Below are 21,718 nucleotides of genomic sequence, written 5' to 3'. Positions count from 1 at the left end.
CACTCAGACTCCGCCCACCTGCGGTGATGAGTCCAAGGCAATGTTTCCATGGAGGCGATGAAGAACCTTCATGCGCCGGGGCTTCCCGTGTGGTGCGTCATGAGGGCCGAGGGCACCGGGAGGGGCGGGCATGAGTCTGCGGCAGATGGAGTACCTCGTCGCGGTCGTGGAGCAGGAGTCCTTCACCCGTGCCGCCGAGGCGCTGCATGTCACCCAGTCCGCGCTCTCGCACCAGATCAAGGCGCTGGAGCGGACGGTCGGCGGCCCGCTGCTGGAGCGGATGACGCGCGGGGTACGGCTGACCGCGATGGGCCGCGCCTACTTCCCGCACGCCCAGCTCGCCGTCCGCAGCGCCCGGCAGGCCCGCCGCGCCGCGCTCGCGGCGGGCGGCGCGGAGAGCGGCGAACTGCATATCGCGACGGTGCACGCCCAGGCGGTCGGGGTGCTCCCGGAGGTCTGCGCCCGGTGGGCCCGCGCGCGTCCGGGCGTCCGTCTGGTGCTCCATGAGTACGCCACCACCGAGGAGTTGGACGAGCAGATGGCCCGCGGGGTCGCCGATCTGGCGCTCGGGCCGCGCCCCAAGGACTGGCCGGGCCCGGTCACCGTCGTGGGACGGGAGCGGATGGTGCTGGTCGTCCCGCACGGTGATCCGCTCGCCGCCCGGCAATCGGTCCGCCTCGCCGAGCTGGCGGACCGCCCCTGGGTGCGGTGCAGCCTGGAGCCGGTCGTGGACGGGCGGCGCTGGCTGGACCGGGAGTGCGAACGGGCCGGCTTCACCCCGCGGACCGCGGTCCGCACCCAGCACAGTTCCACGGCCGTCCGGATGGCGTCGGCGGGCGTCGGTGTCCTGCTGACCGCGGCCCATGAACTCCGCGGCCTCGACTGTGCGGTCGTGCCCACCGACCCACCCTGGCACCGCGACATCACCGTCTTCTCCCGGGTCGAACCGACCGGCGCGGCCGCGGAGTTCACGGAGCTGCTGCGCACGGTGGGCGGCACGGAGGGGCACCCGGACACCGCGGACTGACTGCTACACCACGCGCGAATGAACAGCGGGACGGCAGAAACTGACGCCACGTCACGTCACTCGCGGGCGAAGAGCGCCACCGGCGACTCCGCCAGCAGGTCGCTCAGCCCCACCACCGTGCCGCCCGGCAGCTCACGCCCGGTCAGCAGCTCGCGCCAGGGGCCCTCGGACGGCAGCCGCAGCAGGGTGTCCCACCAGCCGCCGGTCTCCACCAGCCGCAGCGACAGCCGGGTCACCACCGTGAGCACCCGCCCGCTGCGGCAGAACGCCACACAGTGCTCGGCCGCCGGGCCCTCCCCGTACACCGGCTCGTACGAGGCCGCGGCGCCGAACCACTGCGGATGGTCACGCCGCAGCCGCAGTGCCGCGGCGGTCAGCCGGAGCTTCTCGCCGGACAGATCGCCCGGCGGGCTCCCGCCGTCCAGCGCGGTGAGCAGCTCGGGGCGGAAGCGGGCCGGCCGCCGGTTGTCCGGGTCGACCAGCGCGGCATAGCCCAGCTCGGTGCCCTGATAGAGGTCGGGGACGCCCGGCATGGTGAGCTGGAGCAGCGTCGCGCCCAGCACATTCGCGCGGACGAACGGGGCGAGCTCCCCGTCCAGCGCGGCGAGCGGGGCGGCCGTGGGACCGCAGGGCCCGTTGCGGACGAACTCCTCGACGGCGTCCTCGTAGCCCGCGTTCCGCTCCGTCCACGAGGTCCGCAGCCCGGCCTCCCGGGCCGCCTTGAGCACCGCGGGCGCCACCCGCTCCGCCGCCCCGCCGTCCCCGGCCGCACCCAGGCCGAACGCGGTCTGCCAGGCCAGCCACGACACCATCGGGTCCGCTGGGCCGATCCCGTCCAGCGCACTCGCCGTGCGACCGCACACCGCGTCGTCGCCCATCGCGCCGAGCACATCCCGCCACCGGTCCGGGCACTCCGACAGCACCGCGATCCGCGCCCGTACATCGGCGCTGCGCTTGGTGTCGTGGGTGGAGAGCACCGTGCCGGCCGCCGGCCGGTCCCGCTGAAGCCGGGCGCAGTACGTATGGAACACCTCCGGGGCGAGCGCCGGCTCCCCCGGATCGCCGCCGACCTCGCAGGCCGACAGCAGCACCGGATAGCGGTAGAAGGCGGTGTCCTCCACGGATTTGGCGTGCAGCGCGGACGCGGTCTGCGCGAACCGCGCGGTGAAGTCGGCGCAGTCCGTGGAGTCCTGCTCCGGTGGGTCGGTCAGCCGGCCGAGCGCCAGATCACGGAGCAGATCGACCGCCCGCGCCTCCTCGGGCACCCGGAAGGCGGTACGCGCCTGCGCCGCCGCCGCGTCCAGCATGGCCGCGTCCTGCCCGGCCCGGGCCGGATCCGCGGCATAGGGACGGTAGACCGGCAGCCGCACCAGCAGCTCACGGAGGGCGTGCCGCAGCGCCCAGGTCGCATGGTCGCCCGGCCCGGGGGCGCGGGCGCTGATCCGCGCCGCGGTCCGCACCAGCCGCTCGATCTCGGTGGCCAGATCGTGGGTGACGACCTCGTACGCGGCCCGGCGCACCGTCTCCTCCCAGTCGCCGCCCTCGTCGGCCAGCGGGGTGACGAAGTCCCGGTAGTGGGAGAACAGCCGTCCGGCCCCCTGGGGGCAGACGAACAGCCCGTCGATGTGCCGCAGGGCGTCATAGCCGGTGGTGCCCGCACAGGCCCAGCTGTCCGGGAGCCGCTCGTCCCCGGTGAGGATCTTCTCCACCACCGTCCAGCGGCCGCCGGTCCGCTCGTGCAGCCGGGTCAGATAGCCGCCGGGGTCCGCCAGACCGTCCGGGTGGTCGATGCGCAGCCCGTCGATGACGCCCTCATCCATCAGCCGCAGCACCGTGCCGTGCGTCGCCTCGAACACCTCGGGGTCCTCGACGCGCACCCCGATCAGCTCCGAAATGGTGAAGAAGCGGCGGTAGTTCAGCTCGCTGCGGGCCAGCCGCCACCAGGCGAGGCGGTACCACTGGGCCTCCAAGAGACGGTCCGGCGGCAGCTTCTCGGTCCCGGGGCGCAACGGGAAGGCATGCCCGTGATAGCGCAGCACCTCGCCCTCGACGCGGAAGTGCCGCCGCTCCTCGCCGATCCGGCCGCCGAGCACCGGCAGCAGCAGCCGCCCGCCGTGCCCGGCACCCCAGTCGATGTCGAACCAGCGCGCGTACGGGGACGCCGGGCCGTCCCGCAGCACCTGCCACAGCGGCCCGTTCAGCGACATCGGCTCCGGCACCGCCATATGGTTCGGCACCAGGTCGACGACGAGCCCGAGGCCGTGTGCGCGGGCCGTCGCCGCCAGCGCCCGCAGCCCCGTCTCACCGCCCAGCTCGGCCCGTACGGCCGTGTGGTCGACCACGTCGTAGCCGTGTGTGGAGCCCGGCACCGCCTCCAGCACCGGAGAGAGGTGCAGATGGGAGATGCCCAGCGCGGCCAGATGCGGGACGGCCCGCTCGGCGGCGGCGAACGGGAAGTCCGGCTGGAGTTGCAGCCGGTAGGTGGCGGTCGGCGACGGACTGGAGGGCTGCGTCATGGGAACACCCGTACCCCGCTGACGGCCCGTTGTGTCATCTCCCTGCCGCATGGGTGTCGTTGTTTCCTCCGACGGAGTGGGCGCCGGGGGCGGGGACCTTCGTAGGTCCGGTCCGTGGGCGCGCGGCGGCCCGCCGGTTAGCGTCGGGCGATGACCGCTGCCACCGCCGCCTTCCGCCGGGTGCTCGCGCTGGGCGGGCCGCTGCTGCCCGTCGTCTCCTTCCTCGGCCGGCTCCCGACCGCCATGTGCCAGTTCGGCAGTCTGCTGCTGGTGGCGGAGACCAGCGGCTCGCTGGCCACCGCGGGCCTGGTGGGCGGTGCGCTGGCGGCCGGCCAGACGGCGGGCGGCCCACTGCTCGGCCGGCTCGCCGACCGGCACGGGCAGCGGCCGGTGGTGCTCGCCGCCTGCTGGTTCGACGCCCTGGCCGTGACCGCGCTGGTGGTGGCCGCGCTCGCCCGGAATGGGGCGCTGCCGCTCGCCCTGATCGCGCTGCTCGCCGGGGCCGGAGTGCCGCAGATCGGGCCGCTGGCCCGCACCCGGCTCGTCGCGCTCGCCCGCCGCGCCCCCGACGACCGTCTGGTCCACACCGCGCTGTCCTTCGAAGGCACCCTGGACGAGGTGTCGTTCGTGCTCGGCCCGGCGCTGGTGGGGCTGTCCGCCACGGTGGCCCACCCGGCCGTGGCGCTCGCCCTGGCCGCGCTGCTGCTCGCGGTCTGCGGCTCGGCGTTCGCGCTGCATCCGACGGCCGCGGTGCTGCATCCCACGGCCGCGGTGCTGCATCCCACGACCGCTGCGCCGCGGCCCACGGGCGCCGGGGGCGGGCCGGCTCCGGACGGCCCCCGAGGCCGGCGCCCCGCCCGGCCGGCCCGCGCCCGGATGCCCCGCGCGGTGCACGCCATGCGCGCCTCGATGGCGTTGCAGGGCGCCCTCTTCGGTGCCTGCCAGTCCGGCATCACCGCGCTCACCGCGGACCTGCACCGGCCCGCCCAGGCCGGGCTGGTCTATGCCGCGATGGGGGTGATGAGCGCGGTGGCCGGGCTGGCGCTGGCGCTGGTGCCCGCCCGGATCGGGCTGCCGGTCCGCTGGCGGGCGGCCGCCGTGGCACTCATCGCGCTGTCCGTGCCGCTGTTGTTCGTCCGGTCCCTGGGGGCGCTCTATCTGGCCGTCGTGGTCCTCGGCGCGGCCTTCGCCCCGCATCTGATCACGCTGTTCGGCCTCACCGAACGGCTGGTGCCGGCCGGCCGGCTGGCCGAGTCGATGGCCTTCCTGACCAGCGCGATCGTGGGCGGCCAGGCCCTGTCACTGGCCGTCTCCGGCCGGCTCGCCGAGGCCCACGGCCCGTCCGCCGCCTTCGCGGTGGCCGTGGGCGCCGCCGTACTGATCCTGGCCCTGGCCCTGACCACCCGGGCCACGGGCCGGCCGGCCGCCGCGGTCAGGCCGGCCGCTGGAGCACCAGCAGGCTCCGCCCGATGAGCGTCAGCCGGTCACCGGCCTTCACCTTGGCACCGCCGCCGTCCGCCACCGCCCGCGGCCGGTCGGTGTCCACCACGACCTGCCACTGCCGCCCGAGGTGCTCGGGAACCCTGAACTCCTTCTCCTGGTCGTGGGCGTTGAACATCAGCAGGAACGAGTCATCGGTGACCGGCTCGCCCCGGGGGCCCGGCTCGGAGATCGAACTGCCGTTGAGGAACACCGTCAGCGCCTTGGCATGCACCGACTGCCAGTCGCGCGGCCCCATCTCCTCGCCGCCCGCCGTGAACCAGGCGATGTCGGACAGCTCGTCATGGGCGCCGTCCGCCGGGTGGCCCTGGAAGAACCGCCGGCGACGGAACACCGGATGGTCCCGCCGCAGCCACACCATCTGCCGCACGAACGCCACCAGCGCCAGCTGCTCCGCGTCCGCGTCCGCCGCCTCGTCCGGCCCCTCCGCTCCATCCGCCCCGTCCGCGTCCGGGTCGTCCGGCTCCCCGGCGCCCGCGCCCCGCGCCCGCTCCGGCCAGCGCACCCACGACAGCTCGTTGTCCTGGCAGTACGCGTTGTTGTTGCCGCCCTGGCTGCGCCCGAACTCGTCCCCGTGGCTGAGCATCGGCACGCCCTGCGAGAGCATCAGCGTGGCCAGGAAGTTGCGCATCTGCCGCGCCCGCAGCCGCCGCACCCCGGGATCGTCGGTCGGTCCCTCGGCACCGCAGTTCCAGGACCGGTTGAAGCGCTCACCGTCCCGGTTGTCCTCGCCGTTGGCCTCGTTGTGTTTGTCGTTGTACGCCACCAGATCGTGCAGCGTGAAGCCGTCATGGCAGGTCACGAAGTTCACCGAGGCCAGCGGCCGCCGCCCGTCCTCCTGGTAGAGGTCCGAGGAACCCGTCAGCCGGGATCCGAACTCCGCCAGGGTGCGCGGCTCGCCCCGCCACAGGTCCCGCACGGTGTCCCGGTACTTCCCGTTCCACTCGGTCCACAGCGGCGGGAAGTTGCCCACCTGATAGCCGCCCTCACCGACGTCCCACGGCTCGGCGATCAGCTTCACCTGGCTGACCACCGGGTCCTGGTGGACCAGATCGAAGAACGACGACAGCCGGTCCACCTCATGGAACTGCCGGGCCAGCGTCGCCGCCAGATCGAAGCGGAAGCCGTCCACCCGCATCTCCTGCACCCAGTAGCGCAGCGAGTCCATCACCAGCTGGAGCACATGCGGGCTGCGCATCAACAGCGAATTCCCGGTACCCGTGGTGTCCATGTAGTACTGCCGGTCGTCGCAGAGCCGGTAGTAGGAGGCGTTGTCCAGCCCCCGGAACGACAGCGTCGGGCCCAGGTGGCTGCCCTCGGCGGTGTGGTTGTAGACCACATCGAGGATCACCTCGATACCGGCCTGGTGCAGCGCCCGCACCGCCGTCTTGAACTCCAGCACCTGCTGCCCGCGGTCGCCCCAGGACGCATAGGCGTTGTGCGGGGCGAAGAAGCCGATGGTGTTGTAGCCCCAGTAGTTCGTCAGCCCCGCGTCCACCAGCCGGTGGTCCTGGACGAACTGATGCACCGGCATCAGCTCCAGCGCGGTCACCCCGAGCTTCGTCAGATGGTCGATGATCGCCGGATGCGCCAGCGCGGCATAGGTGCCGCGCAGCTCCTCGGGGAGCTCCGGATGGCGCATCGTCAGGCCCTTCACATGGGCCTCGTAGAGCACCGTCTCGTGATACGCGGTGCGCGGCGGGCGGTCGTCACCCCAGTCGAAGTACGGATTGACCACCACCGACGCCATGGTGTGCGGCGCCGAGTCCAGGTCGTTGCGGACTTCGGGCCGCCCGAAGTGATAGCCGTAGACGGCCTCGTTCCAGTCGATCCGGCCGCTCATGGCGCGGGCGTACGGGTCGAGCAGCAGCTTCGCCGAATTGCAGCGCTGCCCCCGCTCCGGCTCGTACGGACCGTGCGCCCGGAAGCCGTAACGCTGCCCCGGCATCACCCCCGGAAGATACGCGTGCCGCACAAAGGCGTCGCTCTCGCGCAGCTCGACGGCGGTCTCCGAACCGTCGTCGTGCAGCAGACACAGTTCGATGCGCTTCGCGGCTTCGGAGAACACCGCGAAGTTGGTGCCCGCCCCGTCATAGGTGGCACCCAGCGGATACATCTGTCCCGGCCAGACCTGCATGCGTAGACTCTTCCACTTTCTTCCCGGGCGCTGCGGCGACTCCACGACACACCTCCGCGGAACGGTGCGAAATCCTTCCCCCCATCTGTCGCAACTTTTCGTACCCAAAGGCTTTTTCCCGAGATCTCCGCTGAATGGTGGCAACCTGTCGCGATGTCGCATCGTCCTACTGGTCGCCCTACAGGTCGTCCTACCGGAGGACCGGCCGGGGGAGCCGACATGCGTGTCACGAGGACGTGACAGCAGGGGGGAACCGTGCGCCATCTGATGCACCGCCACCTGGGCAAAGCCGTCGCGGGCGCCGCCGTCGCCCTGACCGGCACCGCCGCCATGGTCGCGGTCACCTTGCCGTCCGACGCCGGCGCCACCGGCGGTAGGGACCCCCGCAGCCGGCCCGCCGCGGCCGTCCCGGGACGCGACCAGGGGCCGCCGCCACCCGGCGTCGTGGAGAAAGCCCCCGCGGAGGGGGAGCGCGGCCGGGGACGGGACCCGCTCACCGACGACGAACTGCGGCGCGCCCAGGAGCTGGCGCTGCCGCCCACCCGGCGCGGCGCCGCCGCCGACGTCACCGGACGGCCCGGGCCCGAACGCCTCACCACCGACCTGGCCGAACTCACCCCCGCGGAGACCGGGCTCGCCGACCCGCCGCGCCGGGCGCTGGTCTCGTTCTACGACTACACGAGCGACAGCTACCTCACCAAGACCGTCAACCTCACCACCTCGAAGGTCGAGTCGACGGACACCCGGCACGGCGTCCAGCCGCCGCCCAGCCGTGCCGAGGCCGTCGAGGCGGCCCGGCTGCTGATCGCCGCCCCGCTGGGCTCCGGGCTGCGTCAGGACTACCGCGCCGCCACCGGCCGCGACCTCACCGGGCCCGACCCGCTCGCCGTCACCGGCTTCGTCTACCGCGGCCGCGCCGAGGGCGACGCCCCGGGCGCCCTCGGCGACTGCGGGGCACACCGCTGCATCCGCCTCTTCACCAAGGTGAAGAACGGCCAGTGGATCGACACCCGCCGCTTCGTGATCGACCTCAGTGCCCGCACCGTCGCCCGCCTGGGCTGACCGCCGCCACCGACCGCATCCCACCCCACCGGAGCCCGCCTTGCCCGGAAGACCCACCCCTGCCCTCCGCCGCCCGCACCGACGCGCCGCGGTCCTCGCCGCCGTCTCCCTCACGCTCGCCACGGCCGCCCTGACGACCGGCCCGGCCGCCCAGGCCGCCCCCGAGGCCCCCGCCGCACCCGCGCCCACCCCCTCTTGCGGCGCCGCCCACCGCATTACCCAGACGCTGGACGGCGGCACCGTCTGGCGCATGTGCTGGCACTACGAGGGCAACGCCGGGCTCGTCCTGGACGAGGTCTCCTACCAGCCCAAGGGCGAACGCACCCCGGTCAAGGTCCTCACCACCGCCAAGCTCGCCCAGATCCACGTCCCCTACGACGACGGCCGCAACGAATACGACGACCTCACCGGCCAGGGCTTCGCCCAGGGCCTGCAGAAGCTCGACCCCGCCGAATGCCCCGGCGGCACCATCAAGACCGTCAGGGTCCCCGGCGCCTATGACCCCGCCCACCCCGACGTCAGCGGCCTGTGCGCCACCACCCGCGCCCGCGGCCACGCCTACCGCATGGGCCCCTACCCCGGGGAGCGGGCCAAGATCTACCAGCTCCAGGGCAAGGACCTGCTGCTCTACACCGTCAACAAGGTCGGCTGGTACGAGTACATCAGCGAATGGCGGTTCTCCGGCGACGGCACCATGACCGTGCAGGTCGGCGCCACCGGCACCGTCTCGCCGGGCGACTACGACGCCGGGGACGGCCGGGGCGCGCCGCTCGGCAAGGGCGCCAAGGACTACGCCACCAGCCACAGCCACAATGTCTTCTGGCGGCTCAACTTCGGCCTGGGCGGCTCCGCCGCCAACACGGTCGAGCAGTTCGACTCCGCCACCACCGTCCGTCCCGACGGCCGCACCCCCACCATCCGCACCACCCGCAGACCGGTCACCAAGGAGCTGGCCGGGGACGCCGGCCCGCTGCGCTGGTGGCGGGTGGTGGGCGCGGGCCGCAACAAGGACGGCCACCCGCGCTCGTACGAGATCGTCCCCGGACCGACCACCAAATACAGCGGGCGCAGTTACACCACACATGACGTCTATTTCACCGAGTACAACAAATGTGAGCAGTTCGCCAGCAACAACCTGGCCAACTGCGGACCCCGGGCCGGCAAGAGCGTCGACACCTGGGTCAACGGCCAGCCGCTGAAACACCCCATCGCGTGGGTCAACATCGGGTTCCACCACATCGCCAGGGACGAGGACCAGGAGCCGATGCCCGTGCACTGGCAGGGCTTCCAGCTGGTCCCCCGCGATGTCACCGCTATGAATCCGCTCACTCCGCCCCCGCTGTCCGGGCACAACGGGCACTATGGATAAGGGGAGTTGCTGACCGACTCCATCCATCCTGCTGCACCGCCTCCCGCACCGCAGTAGTCTGCCTTGATCGTTGGCACGGGGGTTCGGAAGGCGGTGGCAGGTGAGCGGCGGGCTGGAGTTGCCCCCTGGTGACGAGAGTCATGAGGGCCATGAGGGCGGCTCCGTCGACGCACCGCCCGGCGCGGTGTCCCTGGCACGACCGCTGGAGATCGGCGCTGAGCTGGACTGGGGCGCCGACGCCTGGAGCGAGGTGCGCACCCGCGCCCGCCGGGCCGGCCGCGCCTACATCTGGCTGAATCTCGTCGAGCAACGGCTGCGGGCCGTCGTCGCCGCCGTCCTGCGGCCCATCTACGAACCGGTGCACGGCGACGAATGGGTCATCGCCGCGGCCGGCCCCGCCGGTCAGGAGTGGGTGCAGCGCGCGGTCGCCGTCCGCGAGGTCAGCCGCCGCAAGGGCTACCTCCTCGACCCCGCCGACGACAACATCGTCAGCTTTCTGACGCTGCCGCAACTCCGCGAACTGATGGTCCAGCACTGGCCCTGCTTCGAGCCCTACTTCGACGACCGCCGCGAGGTCGAGCTGGCCCTCGACGAACTGGAGGTCGCCCGCAACATCGTCTCCCGCAACCGCGCCCTGTCCGAGACGGTGCTCGCCCAGGCCGAGCGCGCCTCCGCCCGCCTCCTGGACATACTCGGCTCCGGTGTCGGCACCCGCATCTCCGGACGGCTGCCGATCGACGCGGTGGAGGACCTGGTCGGCGACCGCTACGCCGATGTCATCGGGGTGCACTCCGACCGGGTGCGCCTGCAGCGCCAGCTCCCCGCCGAGGACCTCTTCGGCGACGCCCGCCGCCTCGACGCCGTGGGCATAGGGCTCAACCTCCTGGTCCAGAACTACTCCGGCCGCCGCCTGGTCCGGCTCGCCGAATCCGGCTGCCGTGTCCGGCTGCTCTTCCTCAACCCGGCCAGCAGCGCGGTCCGCCGCCGGGAGCGCGAAATCGGCCTGAAGAAGGGCGAGATGAGCCGCTCCATCGAGATGAACATCCTCCATATGCGGCGGGTCCGGGCCCGGCTGCGCGACCCCGGCGCCTTCGAGATCCAGGTCTTCGACGAGACCCCGCGCTTCACCGCCTACCTCGTCGACGGCGACGGTCCCGACGGCGTGGCCGTCGTCCAGCCCTACCTCCGCAAGAGCCGCGGAATGGAATCCCCCGTTCTCGTCCTGCGTGGCGGCGGCCGGGAGGTCGTCCGCCAGGACGCCCCGCACACCCGCGACGGCGACCACGGCCTCTTCGAGACCTACCGGGAGGAATTCGAGAGCATGTGGGCGGATTCGCGGCCGGTTTCCTGAACCGGACGCCGCCCCCGTCACCCGCGGGGGCGGCAACCGCCGTACCACGGGCCCCGGCACCGCGGGCCGGCCCCCAAGGGAGGGGGGAACGGGGCAACGGAGGGCGGAATGTGACAAGCCGGCCGGGCGAGCCCTACGGCGTCCCCTAGGACGTCCCCTACGGCGTCCCCGTGACCCCCCCCGTCGACCCGCAGCTCGATCCCGTTGACATAGTCCGCGAGCGGGCTCGCCAGATAGGCGACCGCGGCCGCGATGTCCGACGGGCGACCCAGCCGCCCGCTCGGGTTCGGCGCATACTCCGCGACGAGGTCCGCCTCGTCCGGTCCGCCCTCCGGCTCACCCTGGCTGCCGTCGTCCCCGGCCGACCGCTCCTCGAACATCCGGTACATGGACGGGGTGACGATCACCCCCGGGCTCACACAGTTCGCGGTGACCCCGGTGCCGGCGAGGTGCCGGGCCAGGCTGGTGGTCATGTTCACCACGGCGGCCTTGGCGGCGGAGTACGTCACCATGTGGGGCAGCGGTGTCCGTACCGCCCGGCTGCCGATGGTGATCACCCGGCCCCAGCCGTGGGCGCGCAGCGACGGCAGCAGCGTCTGGCTGACCCGCACCGTCGGCAGCACATTCCCCTCGAAGGCGGCCCGCCAGTCGGACGGCCGGGAGCTGTCCCAGTCGTGCTCGGCGAACGGGCCGGCGTTGTTGACGAGGATATGGGCCCCGAAGTCCCGAGCGGTGAGGGCGACCTGCTCGGCGATGCCCGGTTCCGTCAGATCACCGAGCACCACTTCGGCCCGCACCCCACGGGCCGCGACCTGCTCGGCGACGGCCGCCGCGGCCCCCGCGTTCCGCCCGTGGACGAGGACGTCACACCCCTCGTCCGCCAGCGTCTCGGCGATCGTGGCCCCGATACCCGAACTGCTGCCCGTCACCAGCGCGCCCTGTCCTGCCAGCCGTAGGTCCATGGCCGTCAGCCTAGGGGTGCGGGGGACGGGTGGGGCCTGTGCCGCGACAGGCCGGCGGTCGATTGTCAGTGGTGCGTGCGAGAGTGGGCGAGCAACGGGGGAAGTACCACCGAAGGAGGCCGCATGAGCGAGTGCAGCACGGGGATTCCCCCGGCCGAGGGCCGGGGGTTCGTCATGGAGGGGTGCGCGCCGCGCGAGTGCGAGGCCGGGCGAAGCGAGGTTTCGGCATGAGTTGGCATCAGGGGCTGCTGGTCAGCTTCGATCTGGAGACCACAGGCACCGACGTCGAGCAGGACCGCATCGTCACCGCGGCCCTGCTCCGCTTGGAGGGGGACGGCCGGCCGGCCGCCAAGCTGACCTGGCTGCTGGATCCAGGTGTGCCGATTCCCGACGAGGCAGCGGCCATTCACGGCATTTCCACCGCATATGTCCAAGAGCACGGGCGTCCGCCGGCTACCGCCATAGCGGAAATCACCGAGGCGCTGGCTGATGCCCTGCGCGCGGAGATCCCGTTGGTGGTGATGAACGCGCGCTATGACCTCTCGCTGCTGGACCGCGAGTGCCGCCGCCACGGCCTGCGCACCCTGACCGAACGCCTCGGTCACGCGCCCGCACCGGTCATCGACCCCCTCGTTCTGGACAAGCATGTGGACCGCTACCGCAAGGGGAAGCGCGCCCTCCAGGCACTCTGCGGTCATTACGGCGTCCGGCTGGACGGCGCACACGAAGCGGGCGCCGACGCGGCAGCCGCGGCCGGCGTCGCCCGGCGCATCGGGGAGAAGTATCCGGCCGTCGCCCTCCCGTCACCCCGTGCGCTGCACACCCTCCAGGAGCAGGCGGCCGCCGAACAAGCCGCCTCGTTCCAGGCGTATTTGCGGCGCTCCGGTGACCCCCGGGCGATAGTCGAGCCGGCCTGGCCGCTGATCCCGTACCAGGCCGAGGTCTGAGCGACAGCGGCCGGCCGGGCCGCAGGGCCGGGTCCGTCGGACCGCCCCGCTCAGAAGGGATACCACCGCACCGTCGCGTCCTTGTCGCGCAGAGAGGCGATCCGGCGCCGGAACTCCTTGCGTGCCGCCGGGTTTCCGGGCGCGTGCTGGGACACCCAGGCACAGCTCGCCGTCTCCCGCGAACCGCGCAGCACGGCGCAGCCCTCCCAGTCCCGTACATCCCAGCCGTAGACGGACACAAAGGTGTCGTAGGCGTCGGCGGACAGGCCGTAGCGGTCCCGGCTGAGCGCCATCACGACCAAGTCGTGCTCCCGCAGATCGGAGGAGAAGGTTTCCAGGTCGACCAGCACGGGGCCGTCGGGCCCGACATGAATATTGCGGGCCAGCGCGTCGCCGTGGATGGGGCCGGGGGACAGATGCGGTTCCAGGGCCGTGGCGGCGGCCGCGAAGGCATCCCGCCGCCCGCGCAGATACTCCGCGTCCGATGCCGACACGGCGTCGCCGGCCAGCCGCAGCCAGCGCTCGACACCGCCGAGAAGTTCGCGGCGGGGGAGTGCGAACGGCGGCTCCGGCAGCGCGTGCACCAGCTTCAGCAGCGCGGCGAGATCGTCCGGACCGGCGGGGCGGACGGCCTCCGGCAGCCGCTGCCAGTAGGTCACGGGATGTCCGTCCGCCAAGGTCGCCACGGGCTCCGCGGCCCGTACGGCCGGCACGCCCTCGGCGGCCAGCCACTGCGCCACGCCCAGTTCCCGCTCGGCGCGCTCCAGGAGTTCGGCGCTGCGGCCCACCCGTACGACCGGTCCGTGGTCGCCGAGGGCGAAGACGGCGTTCTCGCCGAGCGAGAGAAGTGCGGCGTCGGCGGCGGCCTCGGGGTGCCCGGCCGCGGCCAGCACGTCCCGGGCGCGCGCCTCCGTGAAGGCGGCGGGGCTCGGTTCGGTCATCGGGATGCCTCCTGGTGCATGGACGCGACCAGTGTCGCAGGTAGGAGCCGCGGTCCTGGCCGGAAGGCATCGGCAGGGGTTCCGGGCCGAATCGGCCGGGGACCTTGACGGGGGTGCCGGCCGTCACGACGATGTCGGCGGCCGGGAACGGCCGACGGGGAAGAGGGGGAGCGATGGCAGCAGTGCCAACGGCGGGGGCATCCGGCACCGGACCGTCCGCGCCGCGCCGTGCGGAGCCGCTCCCATGACCCTGGCGACCGCACCCCGGCGGTCCACCGCACCGGCCGCGGACCGCGCCGCCCGGCCCCGGCGCGACCTGGGAGCCTGGTTCCTCGTGCTGCCCGCGCTGCTCCCGATCCTGGTGCTGAGCGTGGGGCCGCTGCTGTACGGCATCGGGCTGGCGTTCACCGACGCCCAGTCGGGCCGGACCCAGGCCACCCGCTTCGTGGGGCTGCTGAACTTCTCCGATCTGTTCCAGGACTCGCTGTTCTGGGACTCGTTCCGGATCGGCCTGATATGGGCCTTCGGCGTCACCGTCCCGCAGTTCCTCCTCGCCCTCGGCCTGGCCCTGCTGCTCCATCTCGATCTGCGGCTGCGCTGGCTGGCCCGGGCGCTCGCGATCATCCCGTGGGCGATGCCCGAGGTCGTCGTCGGCATCATGTGGCGGCTGGTCTACCACCCGGACGCCGGCATCCTGAACGAGACCCTGCGCGGCCTGGGCCTGGGCCTGTCCGGCGCCGGCGACGGCCGGGACTGGCTGAGCGGACTGGCCACCGCGCTGCCCGCGGTCATCGTCGTCGGCATCTGGGCCGGAATGCCACAGACCACCGTCACGCTGCTGGCCGGTCTCCAGAACGTCCCCCGCGAACTGCACGAGGCCGCGTCCATGGACGGCGCGGGCGCCTGGCGCCGCTTCCGCACCGTCACCTGGCCCGCCCTCCGGCCCATCGCCCTGGCCGTCACCGCACTCAACTTCATCTGGAACTTCCATTCCTTCGCCCTGGTCTTCGTCCTGACCGACGGCGGCCCCGGCGGCCGGACCCGACTCCCGATGCTGTTCGCCTACGAAGAGGCCTTCCGTTACGGGCAGTTCGGCTACGCCGCCACGATGGGCCTGGCGATGGTCGCGGTGATCTCGGTACTGCTGGCCTTCTACCTGGCCGGCCGGCTGAAGGGGGACGACGACCGGTGAGCGCCACCGAACGGGCCGGCGGCAGCCACGGCAGGAGCGTCCCGCACGACGCGGAAAACGTCCGTACCCCACGACACAACGGTCACCCGCGGCGGCGCCGCACTCCACGCCGCACCGCCACCCGCACCGGCCAGTACGCCGCCCTCCTCGGCTACCTCGCCTTCCTGGCCTTCCCCTTCCTCTGGCTGCTCTCCACCGCCTTCAAGCCACCGCGGGAACTGGTCAGCCCGCACCCCACCTGGATCCCCGACGCGCCGACCCTGGACAACTTCCGGCAGGCGTTCGCACAGCAGCCGCTGTCGGCGGCCGCGGGCAACAGCCTGCTGGCCGCGGCGGTCTCCGCGCTGCTGGCCATCCTGCTGGCGACCCCGATGGCGTATGTCCTGGCCCGCGTCCGCAATCGCCTCTCGCGGGCGGCCACCGGCTGGGTCGTGATCAGCCAGGCCTTCCCGCTGGTGCTGGTGATCATCCCGCTGTTCCTGATCCTGAAGGGGCTCCACCTGGTGGACTCCCGGATCGGTTTGATCATGGTCTATGTCGTGTGGTCGCTGCCGTTCGCCCTCTGGATGCTGACGGGCTACGTCCGCGCCGTACCACGGGAGTTGGAGGAGGCGGCGGCGATGGACGGCGCGGGCCGGCTCCGTACGCTCGTCTCGGTCACCGCTCCGCTGCTCGCGCCCGGCATCGTCGCCACCGCGCTGTTCGCCTTCATCACCGCCTGGAACGAGTTCTTCTTCGCCCTGGTTCTGCTCAAGTCCCCGGAGAAACAGACGCTGCCGGTGGTGCTGACCCACTTCCTCGGGGCCGAGGGCGTCGCCGACCTCGGCCCGCTCGCCGCCGCCGCGCTCCTCGCCACCCTCCCGAGCCTGCTGCTCTTCGCCGTCATCCAGCGGCGGATCACCGGCGGGATGCTCGCCGGGGCGGTGAAGAGCTGATGCGTCACGACCCTGCGCCCGGACGCCGCGTCACCCGGCGGGGCCTGCTCGCCGCGGCCGCCGCGCTCCCGGCCGCGGCCCTGCTCCCGGGCTGTTCCGACGGCCGCCGGCGGCCGGCCGGCGGCCCGATCACCCTGCGCTTCCAGTCGCTGGCCTGGCAGCAGGACTCACTCAAGGCCAACAAACAGCTGGTCGCCGAATGGAACCGGCAACACCCCGACACCCGGGTGCAGTACGTCCAGGGCGCCTGGCCCACCGTCCACGACCAGCTGCTGACCTCCTTCGAGGGCGGCGAGGCGCCGGACATCATCCACGACGCCTCCGACGACCTCGCGGACTTCGCCTACGGCGGCGACCTCGCCGACCTCACCGCCCTCCTCCCGCCGCGCCTCAAGCGCGACATCCCGCAGCGGACCTGGGAGACCGGCACCTTCGACGGCCGCATCCACGGGGTCCCGTTCCTCCAGGAACCCCGGGTGCTGATCGCCAACCGCGCCGAGCTGCACCGGTCCGGCGTCCGCATCCCCACCCCCGAACACCCCTGGACCTGGGAGGAGTTCGAGGAGGCGGCCCGGCGGCTGACCCGCGGCACCACCTACGGCGTCGCCTGGCCGCTGAAGGAACCCGTCTCCGCCACCCTCAATCTCGCCCTGTCCACGGGCGGCCGGATCTTCCACCGCCACCGCGACGGCAAGGTGGAGGTGCGCTTCGACGCCGTCGACCAAAGGGTGCCGCGCACGATCCACGACCAGGTCAACGCCGACCGCAGCGCCTCCCGTACGACGCTGGGCATGGGCGGCTCCGACACCCTTCCGGGCTTCTTCGCCGGGCGCTACGCGATGGTGCCGCTCGGCTTCTCCTACCGTCAGCAGATCGCCCAGCAGGCCCCCAAGGGCTTCGACTGGACGGTACTGCCCGCTCCGAAGGGCACCGCCCTGGACCAGGGCGTGAGCCCGCAGACCCTGTCGATCGCCGAGGACTGCCCGTACAAGGAGGAGGCGATGGCCTTCATCGACTTCTTCCTCAGCCCGCCGAACATGGTCCGGCTCGCCCTGGGCGACTGGCTGCTGCCGACGGGTCAGGAGGCCCTGAAGGACCCCGCCCTGCGGGTCGCCCGATACGACTGGGCGACCGGCACCGCCCTGGCGGACTCGTTGCGTTCCGCCCCGGCCCAGTCAGTCCGCGGCTATCCGGAGTGGAAGGACAAGATCGCCACCCCGGGACTCCAGGAGTACTACAGCGGCGCCATCAGCCTGGACGCCCTGCGCAAGCGCCTGGTCGAGGACGGCAATCTGGTGCTGGCCCGCTATCAGCGCTGAAGCGTGCGCACAGTCCTGTCGGCGCTGAAGTGCGCGCGAAGTCCTCGTTGGTGCCGAAGCGTGCGCGGGCCCTTTATCGGCGCACGGTCCTGAGTCCGCTGGGGCGGCCTGCTGCAGTTCCCCGCGTGCACCCCAACTGGACGCGCTCCACTCGAAATTGGGCGTGACGTTCACCCCACATCCACCGTGCGCGCGGCAACGGGTACCGCCCGCCGCCCGGCGTACCGTTCACGGCCGCGCCACCCTCTATTGCGTGAAAGTAAACGGAGTTGAGTCCCTCCGGTTCAACTCCTGGGCCACTTTGACCACTTCTGAAACATTTCCCATTTCAGCGCCCTTGTTGCTTATCTCACACGCCCCGGCTGGCCTTGAATTGAACTCATCAATCAGACAGGGTTTCGAGCCAGTCCGACGCAGATCTTCCGGTCTGTTCGGGCTATTGCGCAACGCTTTCCCCCCACACCACGAACGAGGAGAATCCTCGCAATGGCTCACAAGCGTTCCAGCAAGAAGCGGCTCATCACGGCGATATCCGCCGCAGTTGCCGCCACTGGTATCGCCGCCGTCACCGCGGTCACCGCGGGCGCGTCCCCGGCCGCCGAAGGCAAGATCTACGGAGCCGAGGCCAAGGGTGCCGTGGACGGCAGCTACATCGTCATGATGAAGAAGTCGATCCGCACTACGCAGAGCGGCGACCTGGCCGACAAGTACGGCGGCAAGGTCAAGCGGAACTACTCCTCCGCCATCGACGGCTTCTCGGCGACCGGTCTGAGCACCGAAGAGGCCAAGCAGCTCGCCGCCGACCCGGCCGTCGACAAGGTCGTCCAGAACAAGAAGTTCCACATCAACGAAGCCCAGGCCAACCCGCCGTCGTGGGGCCTGGACCGCATCGACCAGGAAGACACCAAGGGCGACAAGAAGTACAACTACCCCGACAGCGCGGGTGAGGGTGTCACCGCCTACGTCATCGACACCGGCGTCCACATCAAGCACAAGGACTTCGGCGGCCGGGCGTCGTACGGCTTCAACGCCATCGACGGCAGCGACAAGGCCGAGGACGACAACGGCCACGGCACCCACGTCGCGGGCACCATCGGCGGTACCGAGCACGGTGTCGCCAAGAAGGCCAAGATCGTCGGCGTCAAGGTCCTGGACGGTCAGGGCTCCGGCACCACCGAGCAGGTCGTCGCGGGCATCGACTGGGTCACCAAGAACCACAAGGGCCCCTCGGTCGCCAACATGTCGCTCGGCGGCGGCGCGGACGAGGCCCTCGACGCGGCCGTGAAGAAGGCCATCGACGCCGGTGTCACCTTCGCCGTCGCGGCGGGCAACGAGTCCTCCGACGCGGGCCAGGGTTCCCCGTCGCGGGTGAAGGAAGCCATCACCGTGGCCTCCAGCACCAAGGAGGACGAGCAGTCCGACTTCTCCAACTTCGGCAAGGTGGTCGACCTTTACGCCCCCGGCTCCGACATCACCTCGGACTGGAACGACGGCGCCACCAAGACCATCTCGGGTACGTCCATGGCGACCCCGCATGTCGTCGGTGCCGCCGCGGTCTACCTGGCCGGTCACAAGGACGCCAAGCCGGCCGACGTGGCGAAGGCCCTGACCGACGGCGCCACGCCCGACAAGATCACGAACCCGAGCGAGGGTACGCCCAACAAGCTGCTGAAGGTCGTCGAGTAATCATCTGACGCCCTCAGCTCCACCCGCCGGCCGTCGCGCTCGCCCCCACGGGGCGCGGCGGCCGGCGTTGCTGTGTCCTCGCCGATGACGCCCGGACGGCTCCGGCGCCCGGACGGCTCCGAGGCTCCTCCCTGGCCGCCGGAATGAAGCACTTCGCGTAGGCACTGTCTACCCCGCTGCGGTAGACAGTGTCTATGAGTGATCAAGACGCGGCGGGCCTGCGCGCCCGTTTGGTGCAGGCCGGCATCGACCTGCTGGCCGAAGAGGGCGTGCAGGCCCTGTCGTTGCGGGAAATCGCCCGCCGGGCCGGGGTCTCCCACGGGGCTCCGCGGCGCCACTTCCCGACCCATCTGTCCCTGCTGTCCGCCATCGCCCGCCAGGGGTTCGCCGATCTGGCCGACAAGGTCGCGGCGGACATCGACAGTCACCGGACGGACCCCCGCGCCCAGCTCATGGCCCTGGGCCGCAGTTACCTCGACTTCGCGCTTGCCCACCGCGGCATGTTCGAGCTGATGTTCCGTCACGACCTGCTGGAGAGCAACCAACTCGGCCTCCGGGAAACCAGCCTGCCGCCCTTCCGGACCCTCGTCGACCTCGTCTCCCGGGTGCGGCCACAGTCGGACGTGCCACCACCGGTCGTCGCGGGCGCCCTGTGGAGCAATCTGCACGGCATCGCCCAGCTGTGGAGGTGGGGCAGTCTGCAACTCGCCACGGGGACCGACGATGTGGAGCCGCTGCTCCGGGCCGCCCTGGACGCGCACCTCGGGCCGGCGGGCCGATGACCACCCGACGCCTCCAACGCCTCGTCCTCACCGGCAGTGTCACCGGGGCCGTCATCGTCGCCCTGGACGGCACCGTACTGACCGTGGCGCAGCCCGCCCTCCAACGGGAACTGCATGCCTCGTTCGCGCAGGTCCAGTGGACCAGCACCGGCTACCTCATCGCCGTGGCGAGCCTGCTGGTCTTCGCCGGCCGACTCGGCGACCGCTACGGCCACCAACAGCTCTTCGCCCTCGGGATCCTGGGCTTCGGCGCCACCTCGGCGGCCATCGGCCTGGCACCCGGCGCCGGCTGGGTGATCGGCCTACGGGTGGCCCAGGGCATCTTCGGCGCACTGCTGCAACCCGCCACCCTGGGAATGCTCCGCGCCACCTATCCACCCGACCAACTCGGCATGCCCCTCGCCCTACGCACCAGCGCCATCGGCCTGGCAGCCGCCGCCGGACCGGTACTCGGCGGCGCGCTGGTCGCGCACTGGGGGTGGCGAGCGGTCTTCTTCCTCAATGTGGTGCCGGCTTGTTTGATCGGGGGGCTGGCGTGGGTTGTTCGCGTCCCTTCTCTTGCCCCCGCCCCCACCCCGCCCTCCCCCCACCCCACCCCTCCCACCGCCTCCGCCGCCGCCCATGTCCCTGATTCCGCCCCGGCCTTCGAGCCCCGGACGGCATCCACCGGCGGTGCTGCCCCTGCCGCCACTACCGCCGTGACCTCGTCGAGCACGGCCGGGGCCCGCACCACCGCCGGGGCTGCCGCCGCGCACGGAGCCACCGCCATCCCAGGCGCCCGCGCCGCAGCCGGCCTCGACCTGCCGGGTGCCTGTCTCCTCGCACTGGCGCTGGTGAGCTTCGTGCACACCCTCGTCGCCCTTCCGGAAACCGGTTGGACGGTGGTCACCGCACTGGGCGGGGCCGCGGCCGCGTTCGCCTGCGGTGCCTTCATCCGGCACGAGCGCCGCACCGCGAGCCCGCTGATCCCCCTCTCCGTGGTCGGTTCGACCACCATTGCCTCGGCCCTTGTCGTCCTCCTCTCCGCGGCAGCGGCCCTGTTCGGCACGCTGTTCGTCAGCACCTACTTCCTTCAGGACGTCCTCGCGATGGACCCACTGGAGAGCGGTCTGCGGGTGCTGCCCCTGGCTGTGCTCATGGTGCTGAGCGCCCCGGCCTCGGCCGTACTACAGCGCCGGTACGGCCCACGCCGAACGACCATGGCGGCGATGACACTCCTCACGCTCGGCATCCTCGTACTGTCCCAACTCGACCGGAACTCAACGGCACCGGCCATCGGCGCGGGATTCCTCCTGCTGGGCGCCGGCTTCGGCACGGTAATGGTCACGGCGACGGCCGTCATCGTGCGCCATGTGCCCACGGCCCACGCCGGAGTAGCGGGCGGCCTCCAACAAACCGCGATGAACATCGGCCCCACACTGGGCGTCGCCACCGCCACCATGCTGGTGACCCTCACGATCCCCATCACCACGGGCGAACACTCACCCGGTAGACCACACTGGGCCGCCGAAGCCTTCCTCTCCGCAATGAGCCCTACCCTCCTGACCCTGGCGGCCGTCGCAGCAACCGGCGCCCTGGCCGCCGCCAAGCTCCCGCGCAGCACCACCGTCCACGGCGATTCCCGGCAGCCGCCCGCAGTGGCCGGCGGGCGTGAGCGTGACCCGTCCGAAGCATCCGAAGTAAGCGCCGTGGCCTCCGATGACTGACCCGTCGACGACCAACCCCCTGTCCCATGGGGCCGCACGCCCGCTCTCCCCTGAGTGGCGTGCGGCTCCAGGTGCAGGCAGCCGACGCCGCTCAGCAGCAAGGGATTTCGAGCGGGCCCGGACCTCGGACCTTGGACCAGGACGTGTCACCTCCCCTCCGACTGCCTCCGCTGAGCACCGATCCTGCCCTGCGGCGCGATACCTTCCACTCAGGTGCTCAGGTTCCGTCTATCGATCCGGCCGCGCGGCTCTACCGAGAGCCGCCCCTTCCCGCACCACGGGATGC

16 protein-coding genes are annotated in these 21,718 nt (G+C 72.0%); 12 read left to right on the top strand and 4 right to left on the bottom strand.

Annotated elements, in window-relative coordinates:
- The first annotated feature begins 130 nt into the window (after positions 1 to 130).
- Positions 131 to 1,027, top strand: a complete 897-nt coding sequence (locus ACZ4XD_RS08130) for a LysR family transcriptional regulator (RefSeq protein ID WP_468039357.1) — start codon at positions 131 to 133, stop codon at positions 1,025 to 1,027.
- Positions 1,028 to 1,083: 56 nt separating this feature from the next.
- On the opposite strand, the gene treY is transcribed toward ACZ4XD_RS08130, so the two are convergent.
- Positions 1,084 to 3,543, bottom strand: coding sequence for a malto-oligosyltrehalose synthase (treY, locus tag ACZ4XD_RS08125; RefSeq protein ID WP_468039355.1), 2,460 nt, complete (start codon positions 3,541 to 3,543; stop codon positions 1,084 to 1,086).
- Between the two features lie 150 nt (positions 3,544 to 3,693).
- Between treY and ACZ4XD_RS08120 the strand changes: the two genes are divergently transcribed.
- Positions 3,694 to 5,016 carry an MFS transporter gene (locus ACZ4XD_RS08120; RefSeq protein ID WP_468039353.1) on the top strand — a complete coding sequence of 441 codons (1,323 nt, stop codon included), beginning with the start codon at positions 3,694 to 3,696 and terminating at the stop codon, positions 5,014 to 5,016.
- On the opposite strand, the gene glgX is transcribed toward ACZ4XD_RS08120, so the two are convergent.
- Positions 4,976 to 7,180, bottom strand: coding sequence for a glycogen debranching protein GlgX (glgX, locus tag ACZ4XD_RS08115; RefSeq protein WP_468039351.1), 2,205 nt, complete (start codon positions 7,178 to 7,180; stop codon positions 4,976 to 4,978). The genes ACZ4XD_RS08120 and glgX overlap by 41 nt on opposite strands.
- Before the next feature lie 255 nt (positions 7,181 to 7,435).
- Here glgX and ACZ4XD_RS08110 point away from each other — a divergent pair, with 255 nt between their 5' ends.
- From ACZ4XD_RS08110 to ACZ4XD_RS08100, 3 genes are all read left to right on the top strand, one after another.
- Positions 7,436 to 8,242 carry a Tat pathway signal sequence domain protein gene (locus ACZ4XD_RS08110; protein ID WP_468039349.1) on the top strand — a complete coding sequence of 269 codons (807 nt, stop codon included), beginning with the start codon at positions 7,436 to 7,438 and terminating at the stop codon, positions 8,240 to 8,242.
- Between the two features lie 40 nt (positions 8,243 to 8,282).
- A complete protein-coding gene (locus ACZ4XD_RS08105) occupies positions 8,283 to 9,611 on the top strand; it encodes a copper amine oxidase (RefSeq protein WP_468039347.1) in 1,329 nt (442 codons plus the stop codon).
- Between the two features lie 100 nt (positions 9,612 to 9,711).
- On the top strand, positions 9,712 to 10,962 hold the full coding sequence (locus ACZ4XD_RS08100) for an SAV2148 family HEPN domain-containing protein (protein WP_063770835.1): 1,251 nt from the start codon (positions 9,712 to 9,714) through the stop codon (positions 10,960 to 10,962).
- Positions 10,963 to 10,979: 17 nt separating this feature from the next.
- On the opposite strand, the gene ACZ4XD_RS08095 is transcribed toward ACZ4XD_RS08100, so the two are convergent.
- Entirely contained in the window at positions 10,980 to 11,924 is a 945-nt protein-coding gene (locus tag ACZ4XD_RS08095; RefSeq protein WP_468039344.1) for an SDR family NAD(P)-dependent oxidoreductase, read from the bottom strand.
- Between the two features lie 227 nt (positions 11,925 to 12,151).
- Between ACZ4XD_RS08095 and ACZ4XD_RS08090 the strand changes: the two genes are divergently transcribed.
- Positions 12,152 to 12,871: an exonuclease domain-containing protein gene (locus ACZ4XD_RS08090; protein ID WP_468039342.1), complete on the top strand. Its 720-nt coding sequence runs from the start codon at positions 12,152 to 12,154 to the stop codon at positions 12,869 to 12,871.
- Between the two features lie 50 nt (positions 12,872 to 12,921).
- On the opposite strand, the gene ACZ4XD_RS08085 is transcribed toward ACZ4XD_RS08090, so the two are convergent.
- On the bottom strand, positions 12,922 to 13,812 hold the full coding sequence (locus ACZ4XD_RS08085) for an aminoglycoside phosphotransferase family protein (protein ID WP_468039340.1): 891 nt from the start codon (positions 13,810 to 13,812) through the stop codon (positions 12,922 to 12,924).
- Between the two features lie 244 nt (positions 13,813 to 14,056).
- On the opposite strand from ACZ4XD_RS08085, the gene ACZ4XD_RS08080 reads away from it, so the two are divergent.
- From ACZ4XD_RS08080 to ACZ4XD_RS08055, 6 genes are all read left to right on the top strand, one after another.
- Positions 14,057 to 15,004: a carbohydrate ABC transporter permease gene (locus ACZ4XD_RS08080; protein WP_468039338.1), complete on the top strand. Its 948-nt coding sequence runs from the start codon at positions 14,057 to 14,059 to the stop codon at positions 15,002 to 15,004.
- A 164-nt stretch (positions 15,005 to 15,168) separates the two neighbouring features.
- Positions 15,169 to 15,939 (top strand): carbohydrate ABC transporter permease, encoded by a 771-nt coding sequence (locus ACZ4XD_RS08075; protein ID WP_468039495.1) that lies wholly within the window; start codon positions 15,169 to 15,171, stop codon positions 15,937 to 15,939.
- Positions 15,939 to 17,258, top strand: coding sequence for an ABC transporter substrate-binding protein (locus ACZ4XD_RS08070; protein WP_468039336.1), 1,320 nt, complete (start codon positions 15,939 to 15,941; stop codon positions 17,256 to 17,258). Before ACZ4XD_RS08075 ends, ACZ4XD_RS08070 begins: the two co-directional genes overlap by 1 nt.
- A 486-nt stretch (positions 17,259 to 17,744) precedes the next feature.
- Positions 17,745 to 18,944: a S8 family peptidase gene (locus ACZ4XD_RS08065; protein WP_468039334.1), complete on the top strand. Its 1,200-nt coding sequence runs from the start codon at positions 17,745 to 17,747 to the stop codon at positions 18,942 to 18,944.
- A gap of 194 nt (positions 18,945 to 19,138) precedes the next feature.
- Positions 19,139 to 19,726 carry a TetR/AcrR family transcriptional regulator gene (locus ACZ4XD_RS08060; RefSeq protein WP_468039332.1) on the top strand — a complete coding sequence of 196 codons (588 nt, stop codon included), beginning with the start codon at positions 19,139 to 19,141 and terminating at the stop codon, positions 19,724 to 19,726.
- Complete coding sequence (locus ACZ4XD_RS08055) at positions 19,723 to 21,432, top strand: MFS transporter (RefSeq protein WP_468039330.1); 1,710 nt, start codon at positions 19,723 to 19,725, stop codon at positions 21,430 to 21,432. The genes ACZ4XD_RS08060 and ACZ4XD_RS08055 overlap by 4 nt, the downstream gene beginning before the upstream one ends.
- Positions 21,433 to 21,718: the final 286 nt, after the last annotated feature.

It is taken from the genome of Streptomyces sp. NPDC029466 (assembly GCF_055574515.1).
The sequence above is the reverse complement of the archived record's forward strand: the minus strand, read 5'-3'. Positions and strand labels throughout refer to the sequence as shown.

Coding starts and splice junctions, on each gene's coding strand:
- ACZ4XD_RS08130 (WP_468039357.1), top strand. CDS start 131: ATGAGTCTGCGGCAGATGGAGTACCTCGTCGCGGTCGTGGAGCAGGAG.
- treY (WP_468039355.1), bottom strand. CDS start 3,543: ATGACGCAGCCCTCCAGTCCGTCGCCGACCGCCACCTACCGGCTGCAA.
- ACZ4XD_RS08120 (WP_468039353.1), top strand. CDS start 3,694: ATGACCGCTGCCACCGCCGCCTTCCGCCGGGTGCTCGCGCTGGGCGGG.
- glgX (WP_468039351.1), bottom strand. CDS start 7,180: ATGCAGGTCTGGCCGGGACAGATGTATCCGCTGGGTGCCACCTATGAC.
- ACZ4XD_RS08095 (WP_468039344.1), bottom strand. CDS start 11,924: ATGGACCTACGGCTGGCAGGACAGGGCGCGCTGGTGACGGGCAGCAGT.
- ACZ4XD_RS08090 (WP_468039342.1), top strand. CDS start 12,152: ATGAGTTGGCATCAGGGGCTGCTGGTCAGCTTCGATCTGGAGACCACA.
- ACZ4XD_RS08085 (WP_468039340.1), bottom strand. CDS start 13,812: ATGACCGAACCGAGCCCCGCCGCCTTCACGGAGGCGCGCGCCCGGGAC.
- ACZ4XD_RS08080 (WP_468039338.1), top strand. CDS start 14,057: ATGACCCTGGCGACCGCACCCCGGCGGTCCACCGCACCGGCCGCGGAC.
- ACZ4XD_RS08070 (WP_468039336.1), top strand. CDS start 15,939: ATGCGTCACGACCCTGCGCCCGGACGCCGCGTCACCCGGCGGGGCCTG.
- ACZ4XD_RS08065 (WP_468039334.1), top strand. CDS start 17,745: ATGGCTCACAAGCGTTCCAGCAAGAAGCGGCTCATCACGGCGATATCC.
- ACZ4XD_RS08060 (WP_468039332.1), top strand. CDS start 19,139: ATGAGTGATCAAGACGCGGCGGGCCTGCGCGCCCGTTTGGTGCAGGCC.
- ACZ4XD_RS08055 (WP_468039330.1), top strand. CDS start 19,723: ATGACCACCCGACGCCTCCAACGCCTCGTCCTCACCGGCAGTGTCACC.